Source organism: Flavobacterium sp. Leaf359 (assembly GCF_001423985.1).
GTDB lineage: Bacteria > Bacteroidota > Bacteroidia > Flavobacteriales > Flavobacteriaceae > Flavobacterium > Flavobacterium lindanitolerans.
In genome coordinates, this window is the sequence record NZ_LMPW01000012.1 from 153,222 (window position 1) to 176,714 (window position 23,493).

The 23,493-nt window shown below is 36.2% G+C and carries 24 protein-coding genes and 1 tRNA gene; 8 read left to right on the plus strand and 17 right to left on the minus strand.

The genetic code is table 11. From position 1 onward, the window contains the following. Positions 1 to 305 precede the first annotated feature (305 nt). On the minus strand, positions 306 to 905 hold the full coding sequence (locus tag ASG38_RS08980) for a nitroreductase family protein (protein WP_056069447.1): 600 nt from the start codon (positions 903 to 905) through the stop codon (positions 306 to 308). Positions 906 to 998: 93 nt separating this feature from the next. Between ASG38_RS08980 and ASG38_RS08985 the strand changes: the two genes are divergently transcribed. Continuing rightward, positions 999 to 1,346, plus strand: a complete 348-nt coding sequence (locus ASG38_RS08985) for a helix-turn-helix domain-containing protein (RefSeq protein WP_056069450.1) — start codon at positions 999 to 1,001, stop codon at positions 1,344 to 1,346. Positions 1,347 to 1,530: 184 nt separating this feature from the next. Here the strand turns inward: ASG38_RS08985 and ASG38_RS08990 are convergent, their stop codons facing one another. The 6 genes from ASG38_RS08990 to ASG38_RS09015 form a co-directional block, all read right to left on the minus strand. Beyond that, positions 1,531 to 2,526: an OmpA family protein gene (locus tag ASG38_RS08990; protein ID WP_056069454.1), complete on the minus strand. Its 996-nt coding sequence runs from the start codon at positions 2,524 to 2,526 to the stop codon at positions 1,531 to 1,533. Between the two features lie 84 nt (positions 2,527 to 2,610). After that, entirely contained in the window at positions 2,611 to 3,123 is a 513-nt protein-coding gene (locus ASG38_RS08995) for a CPBP family intramembrane glutamic endopeptidase (RefSeq protein WP_162239684.1), read from the minus strand. Positions 3,124 to 3,459: 336 nt separating this feature from the next. Continuing rightward, a complete protein-coding gene (locus tag ASG38_RS09000; protein WP_056069461.1) occupies positions 3,460 to 3,750 on the minus strand; it encodes a hypothetical protein in 291 nt (96 codons plus the stop codon). 78 nt (positions 3,751 to 3,828) lie between these two features. Beyond that, complete coding sequence (locus tag ASG38_RS09005) at positions 3,829 to 5,004, minus strand: cation:proton antiporter (RefSeq protein ID WP_056069465.1); 1,176 nt, start codon at positions 5,002 to 5,004, stop codon at positions 3,829 to 3,831. Between the two features lie 68 nt (positions 5,005 to 5,072). Continuing rightward, entirely contained in the window at positions 5,073 to 5,525 is a 453-nt protein-coding gene (locus tag ASG38_RS09010) for an Hsp20/alpha crystallin family protein (protein WP_056069469.1), read from the minus strand. A 435-nt stretch (positions 5,526 to 5,960) separates the two neighbouring features. Continuing rightward, positions 5,961 to 8,255, minus strand: coding sequence for a hypothetical protein (locus ASG38_RS09015; protein WP_056069472.1), 2,295 nt, complete (start codon positions 8,253 to 8,255; stop codon positions 5,961 to 5,963). A gap of 614 nt (positions 8,256 to 8,869) precedes the next feature. On the opposite strand from ASG38_RS09015, the gene ASG38_RS09020 reads away from it, so the two are divergent. Further along, positions 8,870 to 9,820 carry a hypothetical protein gene (locus ASG38_RS09020; protein ID WP_056069479.1) on the plus strand — a complete coding sequence of 317 codons (951 nt, stop codon included), beginning with the start codon at positions 8,870 to 8,872 and terminating at the stop codon, positions 9,818 to 9,820. On the opposite strand, the gene ASG38_RS09025 is transcribed toward ASG38_RS09020, so the two are convergent. Then, a complete protein-coding gene (locus tag ASG38_RS09025; protein ID WP_255354198.1) occupies positions 9,817 to 10,365 on the minus strand; it encodes a DUF4113 domain-containing protein in 549 nt (182 codons plus the stop codon). The two genes, ASG38_RS09020 and ASG38_RS09025, sit on opposite strands and share 4 nt — an antisense overlap. Before the next feature lie 227 nt (positions 10,366 to 10,592). Continuing rightward, positions 10,593 to 10,669 (minus strand) — tRNA-Met (locus ASG38_RS09030). A 148-nt stretch (positions 10,670 to 10,817) separates the two neighbouring features. Here ASG38_RS09030 and ASG38_RS09035 point away from each other — a divergent pair. Further along, positions 10,818 to 11,210, plus strand: coding sequence for an START-like domain-containing protein (locus ASG38_RS09035; protein WP_056069486.1), 393 nt, complete (start codon positions 10,818 to 10,820; stop codon positions 11,208 to 11,210). Positions 11,211 to 11,266: 56 nt separating this feature from the next. Next, positions 11,267 to 12,103 (plus strand): aminotransferase class IV, encoded by an 837-nt coding sequence (locus ASG38_RS09040; protein WP_056069489.1) that lies wholly within the window; start codon positions 11,267 to 11,269, stop codon positions 12,101 to 12,103. On the opposite strand, the gene ASG38_RS09045 is transcribed toward ASG38_RS09040, so the two are convergent. The 5 genes from ASG38_RS09045 to ASG38_RS09065 form a co-directional block, all read right to left on the minus strand. Next, positions 12,100 to 12,660, minus strand: a complete 561-nt coding sequence (locus ASG38_RS09045; RefSeq protein ID WP_056071367.1) for a YqgE/AlgH family protein — start codon at positions 12,658 to 12,660, stop codon at positions 12,100 to 12,102. The genes ASG38_RS09040 and ASG38_RS09045 overlap by 4 nt on opposite strands. A 117-nt stretch (positions 12,661 to 12,777) precedes the next feature. Next, positions 12,778 to 13,056 (minus strand): HU family DNA-binding protein, encoded by a 279-nt coding sequence (locus ASG38_RS09050; protein WP_056069491.1) that lies wholly within the window; start codon positions 13,054 to 13,056, stop codon positions 12,778 to 12,780. A 178-nt stretch (positions 13,057 to 13,234) separates the two neighbouring features. Then, positions 13,235 to 14,182, minus strand: coding sequence for a methionyl-tRNA formyltransferase (gene fmt, locus ASG38_RS09055; protein WP_056069493.1), 948 nt, complete (start codon positions 14,180 to 14,182; stop codon positions 13,235 to 13,237). Position 14,183: 1 nt separating this feature from the next. Next, positions 14,184 to 16,073, minus strand: a complete 1,890-nt coding sequence (locus tag ASG38_RS09060) for an ATP-dependent DNA helicase RecQ (RefSeq protein ID WP_056069496.1) — start codon at positions 16,071 to 16,073, stop codon at positions 14,184 to 14,186. Positions 16,074 to 16,077: 4 nt separating this feature from the next. After that, entirely contained in the window at positions 16,078 to 16,617 is a 540-nt protein-coding gene (locus tag ASG38_RS09065; RefSeq protein ID WP_056069499.1) for an AAA family ATPase, read from the minus strand. A 312-nt stretch (positions 16,618 to 16,929) separates the two neighbouring features. Between ASG38_RS09065 and ASG38_RS09070 the strand changes: the two genes are divergently transcribed. From ASG38_RS09070 to murA, 3 genes are read left to right on the plus strand one after another with little or no spacing between them, the layout of a single operon-like run. Further along, positions 16,930 to 17,214: a DUF493 family protein gene (locus ASG38_RS09070; protein WP_056069501.1), complete on the plus strand. Its 285-nt coding sequence runs from the start codon at positions 16,930 to 16,932 to the stop codon at positions 17,212 to 17,214. 17 nt (positions 17,215 to 17,231) lie between these two features. Further along, on the plus strand, positions 17,232 to 17,936 hold the full coding sequence (locus ASG38_RS09075; protein WP_056069504.1) for a DUF4290 domain-containing protein: 705 nt from the start codon (positions 17,232 to 17,234) through the stop codon (positions 17,934 to 17,936). Between the two features lie 56 nt (positions 17,937 to 17,992). After that, positions 17,993 to 19,300 carry a UDP-N-acetylglucosamine 1-carboxyvinyltransferase gene (gene murA, locus ASG38_RS09080; RefSeq protein WP_056069507.1) on the plus strand — a complete coding sequence of 436 codons (1,308 nt, stop codon included), beginning with the start codon at positions 17,993 to 17,995 and terminating at the stop codon, positions 19,298 to 19,300. Positions 19,301 to 19,357: 57 nt separating this feature from the next. Here the strand turns inward: murA and ASG38_RS09085 are convergent, their stop codons facing one another. The 3 genes from ASG38_RS09085 to ASG38_RS09095 all read right to left on the minus strand — a co-directional run bounded on the left by ASG38_RS09085 (position 19,358) and on the right by ASG38_RS09095 (position 22,976). Then, complete coding sequence (locus ASG38_RS09085; RefSeq protein ID WP_056069510.1) at positions 19,358 to 21,826, minus strand: DUF5686 and carboxypeptidase regulatory-like domain-containing protein; 2,469 nt, start codon at positions 21,824 to 21,826, stop codon at positions 19,358 to 19,360. A 92-nt stretch (positions 21,827 to 21,918) separates the two neighbouring features. After that, the gene (gene aroQ, locus ASG38_RS09090; protein ID WP_056069512.1) at positions 21,919 to 22,332 is read right to left on the minus strand and encodes a type II 3-dehydroquinate dehydratase; all 414 of its coding nucleotides are present in this window, start codon (positions 22,330 to 22,332) and stop codon (positions 21,919 to 21,921) included. A gap of 107 nt (positions 22,333 to 22,439) precedes the next feature. Continuing rightward, on the minus strand, positions 22,440 to 22,976 hold the full coding sequence (locus ASG38_RS09095; RefSeq protein WP_056069515.1) for a porin family protein: 537 nt from the start codon (positions 22,974 to 22,976) through the stop codon (positions 22,440 to 22,442). A 199-nt stretch (positions 22,977 to 23,175) separates the two neighbouring features. Here ASG38_RS09095 and ASG38_RS17685 point away from each other — a divergent pair, with 199 nt between their 5' ends. Next, positions 23,176 to 23,316 (plus strand): hypothetical protein, encoded by a 141-nt coding sequence (locus ASG38_RS17685; protein WP_157486131.1) that lies wholly within the window; start codon positions 23,176 to 23,178, stop codon positions 23,314 to 23,316. The last annotated feature ends 177 nt before the right edge of the window (positions 23,317 to 23,493 follow it).

Here is a 23,493-nt window from a genome sequence, read left to right on the forward strand (position 1 = left end):
GAAATATTTATAATTGGGCTGATAATCTACATTTTCATTCCTATAATTAGGTGTAACAAATAGGTATTTATATCCTCTACGTAGCTTTCAAAATAGGTGCTTTTAAATTCTTCGGCGTCTGCCAATCGAAAAGTTATCGAAAGTAATTCCACTCTTGGGTCAACTTTTGCGTTTTCCAACGGCTTATTTCCCTGTGCAACTCCATAATTTGAAATACAAAAAAAGCCGATACTACGGTACCGACTTTTTGATTGAAAAGTAATAATGGCTTTGTTTATTTTTCCGCTCCGGATTCTGTGAATAGGTTAAAAAGATTGTATTGTCTGTTCCAGCGATAAACGCGACTTGGCTTTAACCGAAGGCTGGTTGAAATCTTCCGGATTTCTGTAACCTATGGCAACAGCAAATAACGATTTATAGCCATCTAATTGCAAAATTTTGTCGTATTCTTCATTTTTTATGCCTTCCATAGGTGAGCTGTCAATATCCATACTCGCACAAGCCGAAAGGAAAAACCCGAGCGACAAATAAACCTGATGTTCCAGCCACGATTTGATTTCAGATTCCGGTTTTGGCTTTAGAAATTGGTTGTAATAATTTACCGAACCTTCAGGTAAATTTTGCCTGATTTGATTTTCAAATAACTGAATGTCATCAATGACGCTGAAAACAACCAGGTGGCTTGCGTCATTGATTTTTTGCTGGTTAAAATAAGAAACGCCGGCCAGTTCGCTTTTTAGTTTCTCATCGGAAATAAAAATAAATTTCCAGGGCTGGCTGTTAATAGAAGAAGGGCTCAGGCTTAAAATCTCTTTTAGTTCTGTAATGGTTTCTTCTGAAATCCTTTTATTCGGATTGTAGCTTTTTGTAGTGTATCTGCTTTTTGCAAGGTCCAAGAAGTTCATATCTGTTCTGATTTTTTATACTATATATTTTATAGTTGCAAAATTAAGTATAGTTAGGTAGCTTTGCAATAACGGTCAAAATAGATAGTATAAATGTATTGCATAGACGACAAAAAATATCCCTGCACTACCAGCCTTACCATGAAATATATTGGTGGGAAATGGAAAGCGGTCATTCTTATTCATTTGATTCGGAAATTACGCTATAGCGAATTGCGAAAAGAGCTGCCAATGGTTACGGAACGTACCATCAGTCTCCAATTAAAGGAACTGGAAGAAGACGGTTTAATTAAGCGCACCGTTCATGCCAGCAAGCCACCATTAAAAGTAGAGTACGAGCTGACAGAATTTGGAACAACACTAATCCCGTTACTCCAGGCTATTTCTGAATGGGGAAGGGAAACCGCAAAGAATAATAAGCGGGTTGCTTTTGTGGAATAATATAAAGTGAGTCTTTTTAAAAAAAAGGCTAACCTGTTTTCTGTTAGCCTTTTTTATAGGGAATCGGAACGGTAATTATTTGAACGAACAATTCATTTTTACATCTATTTAGCCAAATTGAGGCGGATTAAATATTTTCAATTCAGAAAAACCAATCCCAGATTTGGATATCATTTTATTCTTTTTACTTTATCTTAACCAGTTCTACTCTTCGGTTTTTGGCTTTATTATCCTCTGAATCGTTTGGAACTAATGGACGTTCTGCCCCAAAACCTTTAGCTGAAAGTCTTGATTGGTCAATTCCCTGTGCTGTTAAGGCAGACAATACAGCTTTAGCACGATCATCGGACAATTTTTTATTGTGAGTGGCATTACCTGAATTGTCAGTATGTCCTTCTATGGCAATTTTTAAAGAAGAATTTTCTTTTAATGCTCCAGCTATTTCTTTTACGATTTCCTTACCGTCAGGTAAAATGGTAGATTTATCTACATCAAAATTAATGTATAGGATTGATTTGCCTTTTTCTGCTAAATCTTTTGCTATTTCATCTGCTGTAACCTTTGTTATGGTTTGTTTGAATGCTTCTTCCTGAAGAATATTAAGCTTTCCGGCAGCATTATTAGCAGAAAACTGAACATAAATATTTCCTTTATCTTTTGTACGGATAATGTAAAATTTAATCTGTTCGTCTGCATAACCAATATCACCTTCATCGCCTTTATTTGGATCCTGTTTGTTGTATCGGTCATATTCTTCGGAAGAAATTTTTCCATCAAAAACCTTTACTGCTCCCACTGAAGTGAGATAATCTTCAAGACTCTTTTCGAAATACCGCTGTGAAAATTCTTCGCCCGGCTTGGAAGTTATATTGGCTTTGTAGAGCCTGCCTTCAAATGGAGTCATTATGCCGTCAACAGGGAAATAACAAACATCGAATTTTTTTTCCAATGGTTTGTTTTGCTGCGTTAGTCCTTGTGGTAGAGTGAAAAATGGGAAATCGCCTATGCTGGCATTCGAAAAAGCGATGTCTTCAATATTGAATTTTTTTTCTGTCTCTGGTTGGTTGTTTTTTTCAGAAACTTGCTCTGTTTCTGCTTCCGTATTCTGGTCGCCTTCAGATTTCTTGTTGCACGAGAATATCATTGATGTTAATGCGAATAAAAGAATTCCTTTTTTCATTTTGAATTTTATAAAATTTAGTTTTTAAATGTCTTATTTAATTTTGTAAAAAGCAATATTTGATTAGGAAATCAGCCGCAATAATTAATTTAAATTACCGAATACTCCGGTATAAATAAGTAGTAGAGTGATAGTATCAAATAATGCATGTGAAAGAATGACAATCCAAAGATTGTTATTGTATTTTCGGTATAGAAATCCCCAATATAGTCCTCCCAGCGTCGCCGCTATAATACCAAAAGTGTCCTGTTGCCAATGGTAAAGGCCAAATAATAGGCTTGTAATAATAATGCTCCATGGAATCCTTGAGCTTTTGGGAATCCATTTTTCAAATAAGGATTGTATATAGCCACGAAATACAATTTCTTCATAAAAACCGCCTATGAGCCATGCAGCGCTAATGGTCATTATGAGCTTGGAGAGGCTGCCCTGTATGAAATTGTATTCTGTATAATCCGGTACAACAAATAGGCTTTTGATTACAGGAATATAAATAAACTGCATAAAAACTACCCATATCAAACCGGAAATTATACTTGCTAAAATGGTTTTTAGAGTAAAGCGGCTTTTAGAAAGGCCCAGGTCACGGAATGACATTCCTTTTTTTCGCAGAAGAAACCAAATTACCACTAAGCATATAACAGCATACAAGTAGAATGGCAGTGGGGCAAGATGTGGGAATAAAATAAGAAATACTATACTGCACACATCCAAGAGAGTTGTAAGCGTTTGATTTCTTACTTTATCCATAGTTTGTTTAAAATTAATAATCATTTCCAAAATGATTATGGATTTAAATTCCTCCGTTAATTATTTAAAATTACAATAAAGTTTTCTTGCATTTCATTTAAAATTAAGTAAAAAGTAAATTTTACATATATGATTATTGTGGCGCGTATCTAAAATTCTAATCTGATTTCCGACAAACATGTTTCATTCCTCTTCCAGATTTAAATTTTTAAATATTTCTCGTGTAATAATTCTTGTGTTAGAGATAATCTGGTCAAAAGTACAGTCCAGCATTGCTATGGGTAGGGGTATTCCATCTTTCATTTCGGTAAAATCCATTGTCAGAACGGTTTTGTCTGAGATATCTAATGAACCATACAGCTGGTCAAAAATTGCTTTTGCCTTCTCTTTGTTCGAACCGAGATTGTAGGTTGCATAGTTTTCAAAACCGGATGCTGTTTTAATATTGAGTGAGATGAAAAATAAATTGTCCATTTCAAATACTATTAAATTAATTGTAATTACAACTATTCTGACTGAAACTTTCAGGCAGATACATCTTTGTAAGTTCTTTTATATTCTCATGTTCTTTGCAATTGGTAAGCGATAGATCAACTGTTGTATTATTGTCAGCCATATTGTCGTTAGAAGCATGGTGAAAGTAATAACGGCAAGTGTAATCTGATACGTATAACTTGTAACCAATCCCAGGGAAGCTCCTAATGTAGCAAGCATAAAGCTAAATTCTCCAATCTGTGATAAAAGTGCGCCACCATATATACTGTCTCTCCAATTATTTCCGGTGAGCTTAAAAAGCAGGCTGTTAATTAGGCTGTTTATTAGCAGTACACTTACCGTAACCATAATAATTGTATCCATATTCTCAACAAAAAAGCGGATGTCGAGCTGCAATCCTACTGCCAGAAAGAAGAAAGCCATAAAAAATACCCTGAATGGAATAAATGATTTTTCAAGCCATCGTGTCGCTTTGTCCCGGCCAATTATTATTCCCGCGGCAAAAGCACCGAAAGCATGCGACAGGCCAAACCAGGAGCTAATCCATGCCATTCCGAAACATATACAAAAACCAATAAAAACCTGCAGATCATGGTCGGCGATAATTTCTCTTCGCATTGGAATCCGGAAAAGTTTCTTTGTAATAGCGGCTCTTAAAAATAAAAGTATCAGTATGCCGCCTACGCAAACTTTTACCAGGTCCTGCATGGATGCGTTACTGCCCGACATAAAATTTAGCGTTAGTATCATTGGTACAACAAGAATATCCTGCATTAACAATACGCCACAGGTAATGATGCCAAGCTGACTCTTAATTTCTCCTGTCCTTGCCAGATATTGGAATACAATGGCTGAACTGCTCAGGCTTATAATAAAAGAGGTTAAAACAATCGTATTGATATTCCATCCCGCCTGTTTGCCTATACAGTACATAAAGAAGAAACTTAATGCAACTTGTACAAAAGCTATTAATAATGGTTTGTAAAAATTTTTGCTGAGATTCCGAAGGTCAATATGAGCTCCAATCGAAAACATGAGTAGCACTATACCAATTTCTCCCAATTCCGACACCACTTCCGGCGAATGGATGATGTTTAAAACTTTTGGACCAAGAAGTAAACCGGATGCAATATAAGCAATGAAATAAGGTTGCTTCAATCTGCGCAGGAGGAGAATAAGCAACAATAGTACAAAGGACAGCACAGCTATCCCTGAGAATAATTGTGATGACATAGCAATGGCTTTTAAAGATAATGCAAAACTGCCCCGAAGGGCAGCTTTTAAATGGTAAATGATTGGTGTTATTGGATTTCAATCATTCTTGGAGGCTTCTGTTTAGCTTCTTCCTTTTTTGGAATAGATAACAGCAAGAGCCCGTTTTCATATCGGGCGCTGATATTTTCTTCATCGACCACATTTTTTGGTAATTCAAAACTACGTTGAAATGATTGGTAGCTGAATTCCCTGCGTGTGAAATTTTGTTGCTCGCTTACCTGCTTATTTTCTTTTTCTGAAGAAATAGTCAGCAAATTGCCGTCAAGAGTGACTTTGAAGTCGTTTTTTTCCAGTCCCGGAGCAGCGACTTCAACTTCATAAGTGTCTGTGGTTTCTTTGATGTTTACAGATGGCAACGTTGTGCTTGTGGTAGAAAAATTGTTGTTTTCCCAATTGAAAAGCTCACGGCCAAAAATGTCATCAAAAAACGAACGGTGGAAACCTGGTGTGTGATTTCCGTTTCTTTTGATAAGATTCATAACATTTAACTTTTAAATTGTTTGACAATATTTTTTAAATAATGCACTAATTTGATGTGTGCTTCATGTAAAAATCCAAAAATGTGCCAAGCGAAAAAAATGACATTTTTTCAGTTTCTGATATGAAAAATTGTCAATGAGAATGTGAGTGCTGGTTGCGCTAATGTTAGAGTATAAATTTGATTAGGAGAATGTATAAAGGATTATACCTGCTGTTGGGGAAAAGAAAAAAAGGCTGACAGTTTTCTGTCAGCCTTTGCCATTTCTAGTAGCGAGGACGGGAGTTGAACCCGTGACCTTAGGGTTATGAGTTTTGATTCTGAATTGCAACCGATAACTGTACAGACTTTAGAAGCCAAATCAAGGATTTCAGCTGGCATCATTCATAAAGTGTCAATGAAATGCATTGTCAGAATCGTAGTGTTCAACGTTTTACTACATTAGTTCGTCGATTTTTGTGTAAAGACTATCACTAATCTTTCTGTTCCTAGAATAATATTCAATTTGCTCCTTAAGAATTAGGATGACTTCATCATATTTGTCTTCCTTTGTAAACAAAATCTTTAATGAATCTAATCGACTCGCAGTTACCTCATTTGAAGAATAATTTAAAAGTAAGCTATTAAAAACTATGTCAACAGGGTTTATTTGTTTTTCCATTTCAGGTTCATCCTGATCAACATGATGAATTTGTATAATTTCCTTATTCCGTAATTCTGCCAGCTTTTTTGTGTATTTTAGTCCGGTTTCGTCATTAGGATTTATAATAATCTTCAGGGAGTCAAGGAGTGACTGAGTTTGCTCTTGAAAGTTGTAATTATCGTCCAAAATTGTGAGGAGTTCATTTGAAAGTGCCCCTTGTTGGACTTTCATTCCCATCATTGAAAAATGATCCATTAATCTTGTAGGTGTATATGTAAACCATTTAGTACAATTAGGATACTCTTTGAAATATAATTTTCTTGCCTCATTTAATATCATATCCCAAGTACAGAATATAGGTTCTATTGGATTGATATCTACATCTGGATCCCCTAATCGCATAAACATAATTGCATCATTCTTGATTGCAAATGGTGATTTACTTTTATGATCTCTCAAAATCACCTCTTCAATTTGTTTTCTAGGTATAGATATATCATATTGCCAATCCATTTCTTCAATCTCCACTCCCAACGAAGCCAATAAGTACTCCATTTGGTTTTTATAAGTAAAAGTAGTTTGTGTACCTTTATATTCAAATTCAAATTCACGGAGGAACTCTTCAAAACCTTTTACATGTTCTTCAAGCTTTCCCCAATCATTCAGATTTTGGTAAAAATTATAAAGAAGGTTTCCAGTTTTGCCTAAAGAATCAAAGTATGGCAATCTAGTAAATGGGATAAGATCTAGCGCATGCTTGAAAAGATTAGTAACTTCGATAGCATAATATCTGATTGTCTTAAGTTTTAAATCATTTTTCTTGGCGAATTTAAGAAATTGACATGCCACTTTGTAATGATAATCTTCGTAACGTGCGGAATCATCATAATGTGCAAGAATTAAATTAATTAATACGTTAGTGTCTATAAATACATTCTTATTTCTGTGATGTTGGGACACATAATCATTTAATCTGTCTGGATCACTGATTTTTGAAAAAACCTGTCCTGCTGCAATACGCGAAAGAATTACATTGTCATCAGCTATTTTAAATAAACTAGAAGCAAGCTTTTCCGCTTCATGTTTTTCAAGTCCATTTTCAACCAAATAATTAATAAATTTTATGGTTGAAGTTTCCAAATCGTGAATCGTCGAATTTCGAAAAGTAAATTCACTAAGGTTTACTGCATAATTACTCTCGTACAATTTACTCAATTGCACAATAACGTCATCAGTTTTTGACGAAAGATCGAAGAGCTCAAGTTCTTCGTTTATCTTTTTTCTAATTAATACTTCTTCAATGCTATATTCGTCCAATACAGAAGTTATTCGTTCTCGTTCTGCATCGGTTAGATCAATATAATATTCTTTTGTTTTTTTTATTTTTTTTTCAGAGTTCATTCTTCTCAGAATACCTTCAAGATAGTCATTTGACATATCTGCACTAAACTCTTCGTTTATCTTCTCAAACAAACCGAATTGATTGCTTTCACCGTTATTTTTAAGATAAACTATTATGTATGATTTAGTAATATTATATTTTATGTCGTTTGCAGAACCTATGGACATTAAGTCATAAAAAGCCCGAACTTTAGTATCCTTGAAAAACGAGCTTTCTTTTTTTTGAAGTTCGCCAAGATTAGATACTTCAAAAATGGTATCTTTTACATTGTCATAAATAGTGGCTACTTCAGCAATTGTATTAGCTTCAATTATTTCAAGATTAAGGCCAAATTCATTTTTAGCTTTTTTTCTATAATTTAATATTGTATGATTAGTAATCGGATAGGAATAAAAGTACTTTACTTTGTTTGTTAAATTATGGTTATTAACGTTGTCTTGTGCTTTTTTTAAGTCTCCAAATAGTTTTTTTTCGAAGTTTTTTTCTTCAATAGTGGTGGCTTGTATTTGATAATCAATATCATCTATATTAATGTTTCTAAAATCCAAACCAGAATCATAAGGGCCATTACAGTTAATAGTTTTGAAGTTCCCTTCGACTTCTTTTAAATACATATGCGCGACAGTATCTAATTCAACATCCGTAAATGATTGGATTAATTTACTAAATATTTTTTTTTGTGACATTTAATTTACTTATTTTATTTAATCTTCCTATATAAGCTGTTATCTATTTTACTTACAATTGCTTTTCATTTTGTCCAAATAGTTTAGTATTTTATTGTATGGATTGAGTTATGGCTTCAGCCTGCTCAGTCACATCTGAATTTGCGAATATGAACAAACAAACAATTTCAGTAATGGAATTGTAAATATCGCTCAATTTTATGTAAATAGTTGCGATTTGACATTTTTTTCGACAAAAGCATCAGTATAAGCCATAAATGAACAATTATTTTTTTGCTGATATGATTTAAGTATATTGCTTTAAACACTTACTTATGGAATAAGCATAAACTATGTAATTTCTGTTTATGCAATTTTTCGGTTTATGCAGGGCTTCAGGCCAATAGTATTATCCGCGAAGGCAATTGATTGACAAAAATTGCTAAAAAAAATTGAGAGTTTACCATAATAAAACTGCATCCGTCTTTCAGGTGGATTTTTTTTGCAATTTACGTGCATTTAACCTTTTTAATCAGATTGCTTTTCGGACGACTTTTTTTACATTACATCGAAATAAATTCGCGTTTTAAGATTATTTATTTTTATTTGGGTTATAAACCTAACTTAACAACAGCTTGGAATATTTCACCTCATTCTTTCAGAACATAAAAGATAAGCTGACCAATCCCTTTTTTGGCACGCTAATCATTGTGCTTATCCTGCACCATCCGCAATTTTGGTATTCCCTTTTTAATTTTGACAAGGGTGTAAATCTCAGACAAAAAGTAGAATATTTGAGTAAACTTGGCGCTAAAGAATTTACATCTGAGGCTATAATTTATGATATTTTGTGCACTTTGTTTTTTGTGTTTGTTGGATATCTTATTGTCGTTGGAACTAGATCTCTTTCGTTGTGGATTGAATATCGCATCATGCCTATAATAACAAAAATTATTGCAAGCGAAAATTTGGTTATGCGAGAGGAATATAACGAAGTCGTTAAGGATAGAAATGAATATAGTGAAAAGTATGAAGAGCAAAGAAATGCTGTCAGGATAATGTCTAAAGATTTTGATGAACTATCTTCCGATGCAAATAATAAAATCTCCTTAATTAATAACCTCCAGTCACAGATAACCACATTGAATAACTCTTTATCATTGGAGAAATCTAATTCCAATAAATGGAAAATGGATGCTGAAAGCTCAGAAAGAATTGTACAAGATTTAAGAGCTAGCAACGAATCATTAAGTGATATTAATGATAGGCTAAAATCTATAAATGAAAATTTCCTTGAATTTTTCTTCGGAAATCTTGATGCCAATGTTGATCCAGTAGTTTTGGTTCAACTGGCATTATTAAAGATAAGAGAACTTAGAACTGAAAACTTATGGCAAACTTTTTTAACAGCGGCACACGAAATTACAAATGACAATATAATAGATATTGATGCAATTAGTTTGATGGTAGAACGCAAGCTTGTTGTGACAGATAATGAAGATGAAAATACGGTTAAGCTGAGTATTATGGGAGGGTTTTTATGGAAGAATAGGGAAAATCTGTCTGAAGATACCCCATATAACTAACAGTTTTCACAGTTAACCGTTATAAGGTCGCTCCAACGGCTCGTATAGGAAGGTGAAAGCCTCTCGCGTCTCATTTTCCATTTCCTTTTCAGGCTCTGGCTTCCCAACCTTATTTTAGTGTCTCCAATTTTCCTGTTCAGCCTGTCAACCACTTTCAGTATGTGCTGGTGATTCGGATTCTCCCCTCCGAAAATTTTCATCTGGAAACTGTCGGCCGGAGTAATGGAATGGACGATAACGCCCGCCTTCTTGTAGCTTATTCCCGGCTTGTAAATCATTTCCATTGCAATTATTGCAAGCCTGTTTATCTCAAATGTCGAATTGGTCGGAAAGTCGGTCCTTATCCTTACGGTCTTTACATACTGTTCCAGGCCCCGCCGGAACGGGTTGGACATCAGGAATACGTCGATTGCGTTGGTGTGCAATTTGTCATTGCGCAGTTTTTTCGCGACGGTTCCGGAAAAGGTCGATATCCTTTCCTTTAGGTTGGCCTTTTCGGTAAGCATGTCAGCAAAGTTTTGGGTGCATACGGTGTTCTGTTTCAACTTTCTTCTTCAAAACTACCTTTTAGAGGTATAGTCTGTGGTATCGTATATTTTTGTCATGAGTGGCCTTTTTTTGACACATCGTATTCAAAAATATTCATCTAGGATAAGAGGCTTAAGTATTGGTATAAAAAAACAGTTTAAATTTTTTTGAAATCAAAAATGCATACTTCCGATACCTGAAAAATAAAAAAAGCCCTTACAATTTGTAAGGGCTTTTTTAAACCTGGTAGCGAGGACGGGAGTTGAACCCGTGACCTCAGGGTTATGAATCCTGCGCTCTAACCAACTGAGCTACCTCGCCATTTCTGAAGACATGCATCCTTGAATGCGGGTGCAAATATAAAACTAAATTTAAAGCTTGCAAATATAAATGACCAAAAAAAATAATTTTTAAATTATAGTTATCTTGAATTTATTCTATATATTTCCAAAAAAAATTAGAGCATACTATGGAAAGTAAAATACGTTACGAACTAGAATTTCCTTTAAATTCCTCACCTCAATTGCTATATCAGTATATATCAACACCTTCGGGTTTATCGGAGTGGTTTGCTGATAATGTCAATTCTCGCGGAGAGCTTTTTACGTTCATATGGGATGACGCAGAAGAGAAAGCCAGACTGGCTTCCAAAAAAACAGGTGAAAAAGTAAAATTTCGCTGGATTGATGAAAACGGGCAGGACGGAGACTATTTCTTTGAATTGCGAATCCTTGTGGATGAAATCACAAAAGATGTTTCCTTAATGGTGGTTGACTTTGCCGAAAAAGATGAGGTGGCTGAATCGACTCAGTTATGGGAAAACCAGATTTCCGATTTAAAACATGTAATCGGATCGGTATAGCAGAATTCCCTTTTTAAGACTTATATTTGCCCTGATTTAATTTCAGGGCTTTTTTTATGATTAATTTCAACGGAACTATTACAGACGACGCAAACATATTGGCTGGTAACAGAGCATTTCTTTACGGAGATTCGGTTTTTGAAACAGTAAAAATTTTAGATGGGAAAGTGCTTTTTCTTGAAGATCATTATTTTAGGTTGATGTCTGCCATGCGGATTGTTCGTATGGAAATCCCGATGAACTTTACGATGGAATATTTCGAAGAGCAGATTTTGTCTACGGCTGCTTCGGAAAATTTTTCAGGTTCCTGCCGTGCCCGTATTTCCGTTTACAGAAAAGAAGGAGGTTTTTACCTTCCTAAAGACAATAACGTGTCTTTTTTGATTACGGTATTGCCATTGGAAGATTCGATATACCGAATTGAAAAAGACCAATATGAAGTCGAATTGTACAAAGATTTTATCGTTACCAAACATTTGCTTTCTACAATTAAATCGTCCAACAGGATGATAAATGTCACGGGAAGTATTTTTGCAGACGAGAACGGCTATGACAACTGTCTTTTGATTAATGATGAAAAGAATGTTATTGAGGCCTTAAACGGGAATCTTTTTATGCTTATGGGAAATAAACTGGTAACGCCGCCAATTTCTGAAGGATGCCTGAATGGCGTCATGCGTAAGCAAATTTTGGCTCTTGCTAAAAAAATAGAAACGATAGAAGTGGAAGAAGCTCCAATTTCTCCTTTTGACCTTCAAAAAGCGGATGAATTGTTTATAACGAATGTAGTCAGAGGTATTCAGCCTATAACAAAATATCGTAAAAAAGAATATGGGATGGACTTGGCTAAAGACTTGCTGCTTCGATTAAACGCGCAAATCCGTTTGGGCTAATTCAGTATCGGATTTTCGGGGGCATTCGACCATATGACATAATCGCCCCCTAACTCGAGGATTTTCTGCTTCCAGAAATCAGTGGTGGATTTGCCGATAATCTTATTCTCATAGATATTCTTGGAAATAATCCATGAATTGGCCTGCATTTCCCTATCCAATTGTTGTGCATCCCAACCGGTATAGCCTAAGAAAAAGCGGATGTTATTCTTTTTGATTTTTCCTTCGTTAATAAGTGCTTTAGTCGATTCAAAATCGCCGCCCCAATAGATTCCGTTTGAAATTTCAATACTGTTTGGAATCATTTCCGGAATATTGTGGATAAAATAAAGGTTGTCCTGTTCGACAGGTCCGCCATTATAAATCTTAAACTTGGCATTGATTTCAGGAATCAGATCTTGTATGGTATATTCCAAAGGTTTGTTAAGGATAAATCCTACAGAACCTTCCTCGTTATGATCTGCAAGCAAAATCACTGAGCGATTGAATGATAGGTCTCCGATTATGGATGGTTCCGCGATCAGAAGTATTCCTTTTTTGAGTTTTTCTGAAATCATTTGGATGCATTTTTCATTAAATTTAACAATAAAAAGTTTTTTTTCCAAATTAATTCGACGAACAGTATAAAAAAAGCCTCCCAAATGGAAGGCTTTAATTTATATCGGGACAAAAAACTATTTAGAGTTAACTGATCCTTCTAATTCAGCACCAGCTTTGAACTTCACTACATTTTTAGCAGCGATTTTGATAGTTTTTCCAGTTTGAGGATTTCTTCCTTCTCTTGCAGCTCTAGAAGAAACTGACCAAGATCCAAATCCTACTAAAGATACTCTGCCACCTTTTTTCAAAGTGCCACCTACGTTATTTAAAAATGACTCTAAAGCTAATTTTGCAGCTGCTTTAGAAATTCCTGCGTCAGCAGCGATAGCATCAATTAATTCTGATTTGTTCATAATAATAGTTTTAATTGTTGGTTAAACATTATGTTAATTATAACAAATTTAATAGGATTTCCTTACTGGGCAACACATTTCGGGTGTTTTTCGCTGTTTTGTTGATAACTTGGGGCTTTTGTTAATAAAACCGACTTGTTTTTCTCGAAATCGCTGTGAAATCAGTGTTTATGCGGGGTCAGAACGCTTTGGCATTCGTTCCGAAACTGATACCATTTAATAGTTCGGACGTCTTTAGGTTTTTCTTTCCCGGAAACTGTAATTGGATAATTTCTATATAGCCGTCACTGACCGCAATTTTCATTTCCTTTTTTGTGGTAATTATTTTTCCAATGGTTTCGGCATGCGTTTGGGCTATAAATTTAGCTTCATATATCTTAACGTTCCATTCCTGACCGTTGTCGCTAAAGAAACTCCAGGCGGCCGGATAGGGAGATAGTCCGCGTATCTGGTTGTGGATTTCTTTTCCCGGACGGTTCCAGTCAATCTTGCAGTTGTCTTTGTTGAGCTTGTATGCCGTTTTTATTTCAGCAGAGTCAACCTGTAAGGTTGTTTCTGCTTTTCCGTTTTGGATTAGTTCTAAGGTTTCGGCAACAGCCTGGCTTCCCAGATGCATTAAGGTGTCGTGCAGTTGTCCTGCATTTTCATCGGGAGTAATACCTACTTCTTTGCTCAATATCATCGCGCCGGTATCTATTTTGTCGTCAATAAAAAAGGTAGTGACGCCGGTTTTGGTTTCGCCGTTTATAATGGCCCAGTTGATAGGAGCGGCACCCCGATAATTTGGAAGTAAGGAAGCGTGGAGATTAAACGTGCCAAACTTAGGCATGTCCCAAACCACTTTTGGCAACATACGGAAAGCTACTACTACCTGAAGATTGGCATTTAAATCTTTTAGCTCTGTTAAAAAAGCTTCCTCTTTAAGATTGGTTGGTTGCAGTAATTTCAGGTTTTTTTCTAAGGCATATTCTTTTACGGCAGAGTATTTGATTTTCTGGCCGCGACCCGCCGGCTTGTCTGGAGCAGTAATTACTCCAACGACTTCAAAATTAGTATTCAAAATGGTGTCCAGTATGCCTACGGCAAATTCCGGAGTTCCCATAAAAACGATGCGTAACTTTTCCATTCTATTTTAAAGTATATTTGTTGTTGGGCAACAATTCTATTTTGTTTGTTTCTAAAAGCTGTCTCAAGGCAAAGATAAGTGCCTCATCCGGAAATTTGGAACGAAACTGAATTTCTCTCGAACTCATTGGGGCCGTTTTTAATAAATGCAGTATTTTTTCGCCGGCAGTCACCGGAATTGCAACTTTGTTTTTTTGAATACAATAGGAGCAGATACCGCAATCTTTACTGTCTTTTTCTCCAAAATAACTCAGGAGTTGTCTGCTTTTGCAGGTTGTATTGTTGGTGGCATATTCCAAAACCGCTTCAAATTGCTCTTTTTTCAGGCTGTTTTGTTCTTCCAGGTATTTTGAGACCCGGTTGATGGTCCGGTCATCTTCACGTATTTCATTAAAGGTAACAGTAGAATCGTTATTTTTTGCATGATATTCTATAATTTGCCTTTCCTGCAGCTTTAGCAGCACGGCCATTACCTGCGTTTCTTTAGCACCTGATTTTTTTGCAACCAACGGAATATTGATGGCGGTGACAATTTCATAAATGCCGGGATAGGTGCGTAACAAGGTCAGGATTATTTCTTCATCCTGCGGGTTAAGGCTCATGTACCTGATTACTTCTTTAGATTCGATAACAAACCGTACGGTTACTTTTTCTGAAAATTCCTGCGAAAGGGAAATGATTCCCTGTCGGTCTAAAAACTGAAGGCTGTTAAATGTCTTTAATGCAGGAAAGCCATATTGGACACAAAACTGGTTGATATTGAAAGAAAACTGTTCATAGATTCCTTCTCCGTATGCAATCTGGAAAAAATTACAGAGTTTGACATACATTTCTTTTAAGAACTTTTTGTCGGGAAGGCTGTTCAGTATTTGGTTTTCGGAATATTGAATGTCAGAAGGGCTGTTCAGTAAAACGGCAAAAGCCTTTTCTCCATTTCGTCCGGCACGTCCGGCTTCCTGATAATAGTTTTCCAGATTTTCCGGTAATTGTATATGGATGACTGTTTTTACGTTTGCCTTGTCTATTCCCATACCAAAAGCATTGGTCGCTACAATGACCTGAACCTTTTCTTCCATCCACAGTTTCATGTTTTTTTCTTTTTCGGTGATATGGAGTCCGCCGTGATAATAAGTTGCTTTTATGCCTAAGGATTCCAGTTGTGAAGCCGTATCAAGGCAGCCTTTTCTGTTTCGGACGTAAATAATGGATGGTTGTGGATGTTTTTTTACGATTTGCTCTATCCGGTAAAGTTTGTCTTCGGCCTCAAAAACCATATAGGCAAGGTTTTCCCTTACGAATGATTTTTGAAAAACAGCCGGATTTTCCATGCCAAGCTGGGCAATGACATCTTTTTTTACGTGCTCGGTAGCAGTGGCGGTTAATGCCAGGAAAGGAATTTTGGGGAAATGGGTTTTAAGGGAAGCGATTTTTAAATAAGCCGGACGGAAATCGTGTCCCCATTGTGAAACGCAATGTGCTTCATCAATAGCAATGAGATTTATGGGAAGGTTTTTGAGACGTTCGACAATCCAGTCGGCTTGTAATCTTTCCGGCGACAGGTATAAAAATTTATAATTGCCAAATTGGCAATTGTCCAAGAGGTCGCTGATTTCATCGGTAGAAATGCCTCCTGTGAGTGCAATCGCCTTAATGCCTCTTTTCTGAAGATTGGCAGTCTGGTCTTTCATCAATGCAATCAGAGGTGAAACTACGAGGCAGATGCCGTTTTGCATTAGAGCAGGAATCTGAAAACAGATAGATTTTCCGCCGCCTGTTGGCATCAGGGCAAAAGTATCCTGTCCGTCTAAGACAGAGGCTATAATCTCAGCTTGCGGAGTTCGGAATGAATCGTATTTCCAGTATTTTTGGAGAATCGATAACGCTTCTTGCATGTTTCTAGTTCGAAAGATGCCCTAATATAAAAAGAATTCTGTTATCAACCGTGTCTTTTGGAACTTCAATCAACGAATAGCCGTAACTTTCGTAAGTTTCTTTAAGGTGCTTGTAGATTAGGGTTGCCTGTTCGTAATTTTCATAGCGCGCTTCATCACATTCGTAAATGTCTTCCCAGGGTGGCAATATGAAGATTTTAGTGTATTTGTGTTCGCGGCAGGCTTCGTCAAAGAAAGCCGGATAAGCATCGCCTATGTAGTGCATATAGGCTAAAACGTCAGGAATTCCGCGGTCAATAAAAACTACCGGACTTTCCTCTTTCAGGGCATCATGGTATTGTTTTTTTCTTCCTTCCAGAAGCAATTCGCTGAAAAGCAGCGGATTTTCAAGAAACAATTGTTCAATTCCCTGTTTTTTTGCTTCCATTGTTACTTCCCGTGAAATTTCAGGGTAACAGCAGTGTCCGCGTTCAAGCAGTCCATCAATGATGGTTGTTTTCCCAGTTCCGGGACCGCCGATGATAACAACAATATCTTTTTGCACTTTTTTGAAAATAAGGGGCAAATTTACTTAAAGATTTTTAAATACTAAAGTGAATTTTGTTTTTTAGAAAACCACTCTGAATTGGGAAAATAAGCAAAGGTAAAAAGGTCAGGAATTGTTTTTTAGGCTTAGGATGTTTGTTTTAATCCGTGATAACCTGTGACTAAAATAAAAAAATGCAATTCAAACGGACCCGACCATAATCAGCTTTTCTTTATCTGGTATAAACTTCCCGACAGACATTTAAATTAATATCATAAGTCTTAAATCTAAAATCAATACCGTATATTTGCCTTTATTTTAATTTTGAAGATGGATAAGAAGACTCAGGAATTTTATGAAAGGCTGAAAACAGAATTGGACGAGGCAAATGTCTGGCCGGCAGAATACCTTTTTAAGTTCATAGTCCCGACGGACAAGCAAAAGATTGACACAGTTGAGAATGCTTTTAACGGCATGGGAGCTGTTATTCATACGACGCAATCAAAAACGGGAAAATTTACCAGTGTTTCTGTAAATGTAAGAATGGAAAGTTCACAGAGTATTATTGATAAATATATTGAAGTTTCCACAGTCGAAGGAATCATATCGCTTTAAAGCTTCACGACGATTTTATGTATATAAAAGAAAACCCACACGACATTGTTCATCATCTGGAATATAATGCTGAAAGACCGCATTTGATTATTCCGGAATACGGACGTCATTTGCAGAAACTAATCGATCAGGCAACTGTAATCGAAGACAGAAATGAGCGCAACAAGGCAGCGAAATATATTATAGCGGTTATGGGTAGCCTGAATCCGCATTTGCGTGATGTGCCTGATTTCCAACATAAGCTTTGGGACCAGATTTTTATTATGTCTGATTTTAAGCTGGATGTAGATTCTCCCTATCCGGTGCCGTCAAGAGAAATGCTGCAGCAAAAGCCGGAACGCCTGAAATATCCGCAAAACTTTCCTAAATACCGATTTTATGGAAACAATATCAAATATATGATAGATGTGGCCAATAAATGGGAGGAAGGCGAATTGAAAAGTGCGTTGATAAAAGTGATTGCCAATCACATGAAAAAATCCTACCTGAGCTGGAATAAGGATACGGTAAAGGATGAAGTGATTTTTGAACATTTGTATGAATTGTCAAACGGAAAAATCAATCTTAAGACGAGTTCTGAGGAATTGCTGAATTCTACAGATTTGATGCGTACAAACAAAAAGATGTCCAATAAAAATCAATCGACTCCGCAAAAGACAAAATCTAAAAATGGCGGAAAGCAGAATAATCAAAACAAAAACAATAGAAAACCACAAGGTTAGGCAGGCATTTGGCGTTGGCCAATAGCTTCTGACCTATAAACTCATAATTTAATAAAATGGAAACTTTCAAGATTGAAGGAGGCGTTCCTTTAAAAGGAGAAATTACGCCACAAGGGGCAAAAAATGAGGCATTGCAAATTTTATGTGCGGTTTTGCTTACTCCGGAAAAAGTAACTATCAATAATATTCCGGATATTATCGATGTCAATAAGCTGATTACCTTATTGAAAAATCTTGGAGTTAAAGTTGAAAAAATAGGCAAAGGTTCTTATACTTTCATTTCAGATGAGGTGAATATGGCTTATCTGGAATCTGAAGCTTTCAAAAAAGAAGGAAGCTCTTTACGTGGTTCCATCATGATTGTAGGACCACTTTTGGCTCGTTTTGGAAAAGGATATATCCCAAAACCGGGAGGAGATAAAATTGGCAGAAGAAGACTGGATACGCATTTTGAAGGCTTTATCAATCTTGGAGCTTCATTCCGTTACAATAGAGAAGACCATTTTTATGGTGTTGAAGCGACTAAATTAACAGGAACTACAATGCTTCTTGATGAGGCATCTGTAACCGGAACGGCTAATATTGTAATGGCGGCTGTTTTGGCTGAAGGAAAAACATCCATTTACAATGCTGCCTGCGAACCGTATTTGCAACAGCTTTGCAAGATGCTGAATTCCATGGGAGCGAAGATAACAGGAGTAGGTTCTAACTTGTTGGAAATTGAAGGTGTTTCGTCTTTGGGCGGATGCACGCACACGATTCTTCCGGACATGATTGAAATCGGTTCCTGGATTGGATTGGCAGCAATGACGCGAAGCGAAATTACAATCAAGAATGTAAGCTGGGAAAACCTTGGAGTAATTCCGGGAACTTTCAGAAAGCTTGGAATTACATTAGAAAAAAGAGGCGATGATATTTATATCCCGGCTCATACAGACGGTTATGAAATCCAGAACTATATTGACGGTTCTATCCTGACTATTTCAGATGCGCCGTGGCCTGGATTTACACCAGACCTTTTGAGTATTGTTTTGGTTGTGGCAACGCAGGCAAGAGGAAGTATTCTTGTTCACCAAAAAATGTTTGAAAGCCGTTTGTTCTTTGTCGATAAGCTGATAGATATGGGAGCGAAAATTATCCTTTGCGACCCGCATAGGGCAGTAGTTATAGGTCACGATTTCAAATCGCAATTGAAAGCTACAACCATGTCATCTCCTGATATACGTGCCGGAATTTCCCTGTTGATTGCTGCTCTTTCTGCAAAAGGGGTGAGTAAAATCCAAAACATCGAACAAATCCACAGAGGATATGAAAATATCGAGGAAAGATTAAAAGCATTAGGAGCTAAAATTACTGCTGAGTAATAATTGGCAAATCATGATATAAAAAAGGCGTTTCAACTGAAACGCCTTTTTGTTTGCTTATTCTAAAATGTTCAGGAATTTTAATCCAAAGATGACACCGTCGCCCTGGAATCCGTTTTGGTAGGAACGTACATAATCTACACGCAGCATTCGGAACTTGCCAAAACCAAGATTGTCTAACCCTATAGAAAACTCGGAATAAGGTTTTACATCCGGTACTGCTATTGCATGATATCCAACCATAAGATTTGATTTTAGCTTATTCAACAAAGGAATTCTGTTCATGATGTAACCTTTGAAATTATGCTCGGCATGAAATTCAATATAGGCATCATTGGTGCTGTGTGAATAATACGGTAGCAAATTGAATACGTTAAGGTATCTTTCAGTTTGGCCAATATGTGTCTGGTTGCCGTTAAAGTGCTTGTAATCGGCAAAAGAGATATTGTCTGCATTAAAAAACTTTCCGGCTTTTAGGTTTACTCCAAGTTCTCCTTTATTTCCTAAAGTAACATCATACGTCATACGGGCGTGGATGGCATCATATTCATATTCTTTTTCGCTACCTGCGAATGCTTTTTCATAGGTTGCAAAAAGAACCGGGTATTTTTCGTTTCTGATATTCATTTTTCCGTCCGGTCTTGAAATATATTCCTGTCCGAAATTCACTCTGGCAGAAATCGAAGCTTTTGCCAAACGGTGTGTTTCAAAAATTGGCAACGAATTGGCTGTAGGAGCGAAAGGATTGTTTGAAGTATATTCCTTATCGTTTTTAATCAATACATAGTCTGTATTATTGAAAAGCGATTTTCTTCTGGAATATTCGGCGTTTCCGGTTAAGGTCAGTCCGTTTACAACTTCCTGCTGGTAGCTAATTCTACCAAAAGTCTTGTCGTATAGTTTCATGTAGTTGTCCTTGAAAAACAACGTGCTGACTGAATTGACAACATCAGAAATAGCCGCGCTGTTAAATTGTACGATTTGATTACCGGCAGCTGCATAAAAATAAGAATTGGTCTGGTTGTTCAATCTTGTTGAGAAATAACCAAAAGCTCTAAGCCTGTCTTCTGCAAGCCCATAATTCATTCTTACGCCAAAATTGGTATAGGTGTTTTCATCTGGATTTCTTTTTATAAATGAAAATCCGCTATTTAAATTCCATCCTTGTACTGTGTTAAAAGCAGGTACTTGTATTAATCCGTCATATTTTACACTCCAGTTTTTATAGGAATTTCTAAAGGTATAGCCTTCAATTAGGTCAAACGGTTTAAAACGGTTTTTCTTTCTGTCTACGGAGTCAAGATAGGTCTGGGATTTACGGATTGTCTGGATACTGTCTTTTTTGATGTAGTCTTTTGATTCCTCGTCAGTCAAAGGAACAGGACGGGCAGCATCCCAAAAGTTGTCGTCTTTTTTGTTGGCTTCCTTATCTATTGATACAATTTCTTTGGTAAAAGTTTTCTTTTCAAATTCCTCTTTGAATTCGTAATTGCTAAAGGCATGCGTAAATTTTCCGGTAAACTTAATGCCGAAAAGTCCTGCGCTGAAATCTAAAGTCTGAAGGCTTTTGGCCCAGATTTTAGAATTGGAATTATAGCTGAAGTTTTGCGTAAGGTTCATTACTTCAAGAATTGGCTCCTGCATTCTGTAACCTTTGATGTCAAGGTCTACGGCATAAATGGCCCAGCTATCTTCAACAATATAGATGTAACCTTCAAAAACCGGGTCGCTGTCTCTTTTAGGGGTTACTTTGATTTTGTTTATGGTATTGTTGTTTTCGTCTATAAACGTACCTTCCATTTTAAATTTGTAATAGCCAAAAGCATTACTGGCAATAGGAGAAACCATATTGATGTTGAATTCAATATAGTTTTGATAGAAATCATAATCGGTATTTCTGGCAGTATTATAGCTGAATCCGTTGTCGTTTCCGCTTATTTTAGATGCGATAATCCTTTCTTTTAGTTTGTCCGGTTTTTGGTAAGTAATATGGGATACCGTTTCGGATAGGTACATAATTCCCGTTCCGGTAGAATCCAGGATACCTTTTTCATCCATCGTCTGACCCAGAATTTTCTTAGGCATGTCTTTTACCCTGAAAATTCCTCTGGAATAGAAGTCGGCTGTAAATTTGGCAGTCATTTCTGAATTTTGTTTTCTGGCAGCAATAGCACTACGGATGATGGCATTGGCCGGATTTTCTTTTGAATCAATGACAATTTCCGGAATGGCAATGTTTTCTTCCAATAGTGTTACATCCAAAACATAAGGAAGCCTATCCGCATTAATGGCAATTTTTTGAGTTTTATAGCCCAAATACTGAAATACGACGGTGTATTTTCCTGATGATTTTACATTGAGTTCGTATTGTCCCACTTCATTGGAAGAGGTGCCATTATAGGTGTTTTCGATGTATACGTTTACGGCTGGTAAGGTAGTTCCGGACTGGTCGGTAATTTTTCCCTTAATTTGTGCTGAAGCAACAATAGAAAAGGCAAATAAAATGAGGGTAATTATTTGTTTCATGCAGAGAGTTAAGTGAAGTTTAAAATTAGTAATACGGTCACATTATAAATAGACGTTTCTATTTATGAAATGGTTGTATGGGGTGAAAAAAATTATAGAAAAGCTTTTATGGCAAGTTTATAGCTCCCAAGTCCGAAACCGATTATGATTCCTTTTGCGTTAGGCGAGATATAGGATTGATGCCTGAAAGATTCCCTGGAAAAAGTATTGGAAATATGGACTTCAATAACCGGGGTAGTAATCGATTTAACGGCATCGCCAATTCCTACAGAAGTATGGGTGTAGGCAGCGGCGTTCAGGATAATTCCATCAAAGGTAAAACCAGTTTCCTGAAGTTTACTGATGATTTCTCCTTCAATATTGCTTTGGAAGTATACAAGCTCGACGTTTGGAAATTCAGCCTGAAGCGAAACAAAATACTCTTCGAAAGTTTGGCTGCCATAGATTTCAGGTTCCCGTTTTCCAAGCAGGTTTAAATTAGGTCCGTTAATAATAATGATTTTCATGAAAGATGATTTGTGTAAAAATAGGAATTTCCGTTCTTTATAAAATGTTAAGGCATAAAAAAACCGTTTTGTTTGACAAAACGGTTCTCTTTTAAGAAATATATTTTTTAGAAAAAGTATCCAAGCGATAATTGGAAAACGGCATTTTTGACTTCTGCCTCTTTTGAAACTTCAGAAAGTCCGATAGTATATCTTGCCTGAGCGAAAAAGTTATCGGTAATGTTAAGTCCTAAACCTCCGGCAGCCGCGAAATCAAAGCTTTTGTTGTCGAAAGACTCTTTTGCTTCATCAACTAAAAAGGAGAACTGCGGGCCTACTTCCAGGCTCAATTTTTCAGAGATTAAGTAAAATTTAGCCAAAACCGGAACAGAAACATAGTCCAGGTTGAAATCACCAATCCCTTTTACATCAGCACCTTGCGAAGTATAAAGCAATTCTGGTTGTAATGAAAAGTTTTGAAAAAGTTTTACTTCGGCAACCGCACCTGCATGAAAACCGGTTCTGCTGCTGTAGTCGATACCATCGGCACCTCCGTTAAAGTTGGCGAAGTTAACACCTCCTTTGATACCAAATTTTAAAAGTTGTGCATCAGCATTTGTTGCTCCTGCAATGATTAAAATTGCAGCTACGATAAATTTTTTCATAATAAATTTTTTAAGGTGGTTTAAAAGTTTTAAAGCTTTTTAGCTAAACAAATGTAGCTATGTTTTTTTGAGTTAATTTTAAAATTATGAAATTATTAATATTTTTTTTCTTAAAATTAAGTTAAACAAAGTCATGAAAGCCAGGTATTTCATGTGTTTTTCTTACTGTTTTTGATTTGTGTTTTAAAACTTAACGAACATGATGTTTTTATCAGTAATTGTGATAGGTTCTTTTAGGTTTGCTAATGCTCCCGAAGGAATTAAATTTGATGTTAGTGGGTTTGAATTTACCAATTTTGGCAGAGATTATAAATTGCCAATCGGTATGTTCTTTGATTAACATATAATGCCGGGTTGACAAATAGTAATGATACCGTACCGGTTTTTGATATCAATACTACTGGTTTTCAAATTGATGCAGGTTACAGATTTTAATTCCATTTCACTATACTTAAAAGCTTTCCATTTTATGGAAGGCTTTTTTATTCTGAAATATTCATTTGGTTCTTAAAGCCAG

Excerpts from the sequence above, each read along its gene's own strand:
- ASG38_RS08980 (WP_056069447.1), bottom strand. The coding sequence starts at position 905 with ATGAACTTCTTGGACCTTGCAAAAAGCAGATACACTACAAAAAGCTAC.
- ASG38_RS08985 (WP_056069450.1), top strand. The coding sequence starts at position 999 with ATGTATTGCATAGACGACAAAAAATATCCCTGCACTACCAGCCTTACC.
- ASG38_RS08990 (WP_056069454.1), bottom strand. The coding sequence starts at position 2,526 with ATGAAAAAAGGAATTCTTTTATTCGCATTAACATCAATGATATTCTCG.
- ASG38_RS08995 (WP_162239684.1), bottom strand. The coding sequence starts at position 3,123 with ATGTCATTCCGTGACCTGGGCCTTTCTAAAAGCCGCTTTACTCTAAAA.
- ASG38_RS09000 (WP_056069461.1), bottom strand. The coding sequence starts at position 3,750 with ATGGACAATTTATTTTTCATCTCACTCAATATTAAAACAGCATCCGGT.
- ASG38_RS09005 (WP_056069465.1), bottom strand. The coding sequence starts at position 5,004 with ATGTCATCACAATTATTCTCAGGGATAGCTGTGCTGTCCTTTGTACTA.
- ASG38_RS09010 (WP_056069469.1), bottom strand. The coding sequence starts at position 5,525 with ATGAATCTTATCAAAAGAAACGGAAATCACACACCAGGTTTCCACCGT.
- ASG38_RS09015 (WP_056069472.1), bottom strand. The coding sequence starts at position 8,255 with ATGTCACAAAAAAAAATATTTAGTAAATTAATCCAATCATTTACGGAT.
- ASG38_RS09035 (WP_056069486.1), top strand. The coding sequence starts at position 10,818 with ATGGAAAGTAAAATACGTTACGAACTAGAATTTCCTTTAAATTCCTCA.
- ASG38_RS09040 (WP_056069489.1), top strand. The coding sequence starts at position 11,267 with ATGATTAATTTCAACGGAACTATTACAGACGACGCAAACATATTGGCT.
- ASG38_RS09045 (WP_056071367.1), bottom strand. The coding sequence starts at position 12,660 with ATGATTTCAGAAAAACTCAAAAAAGGAATACTTCTGATCGCGGAACCA.
- ASG38_RS09050 (WP_056069491.1), bottom strand. The coding sequence starts at position 13,056 with ATGAACAAATCAGAATTAATTGATGCTATCGCTGCTGACGCAGGAATT.
- fmt (WP_056069493.1), bottom strand. The coding sequence starts at position 14,182 with ATGGAAAAGTTACGCATCGTTTTTATGGGAACTCCGGAATTTGCCGTA.
- ASG38_RS09060 (WP_056069496.1), bottom strand. The coding sequence starts at position 16,073 with ATGCAAGAAGCGTTATCGATTCTCCAAAAATACTGGAAATACGATTCA.
- ASG38_RS09070 (WP_056069501.1), top strand. The coding sequence starts at position 16,930 with ATGGATAAGAAGACTCAGGAATTTTATGAAAGGCTGAAAACAGAATTG.
- ASG38_RS09075 (WP_056069504.1), top strand. The coding sequence starts at position 17,232 with ATGTATATAAAAGAAAACCCACACGACATTGTTCATCATCTGGAATAT.
- murA (WP_056069507.1), top strand. The coding sequence starts at position 17,993 with ATGGAAACTTTCAAGATTGAAGGAGGCGTTCCTTTAAAAGGAGAAATT.
- ASG38_RS09085 (WP_056069510.1), bottom strand. The coding sequence starts at position 21,826 with ATGAAACAAATAATTACCCTCATTTTATTTGCCTTTTCTATTGTTGCT.
- aroQ (WP_056069512.1), bottom strand. The coding sequence starts at position 22,332 with ATGAAAATCATTATTATTAACGGACCTAATTTAAACCTGCTTGGAAAA.
- ASG38_RS09095 (WP_056069515.1), bottom strand. The coding sequence starts at position 22,976 with ATGAAAAAATTTATCGTAGCTGCAATTTTAATCATTGCAGGAGCAACA.
- ASG38_RS17685 (WP_157486131.1), top strand. The coding sequence starts at position 23,176 with ATGATGTTTTTATCAGTAATTGTGATAGGTTCTTTTAGGTTTGCTAAT.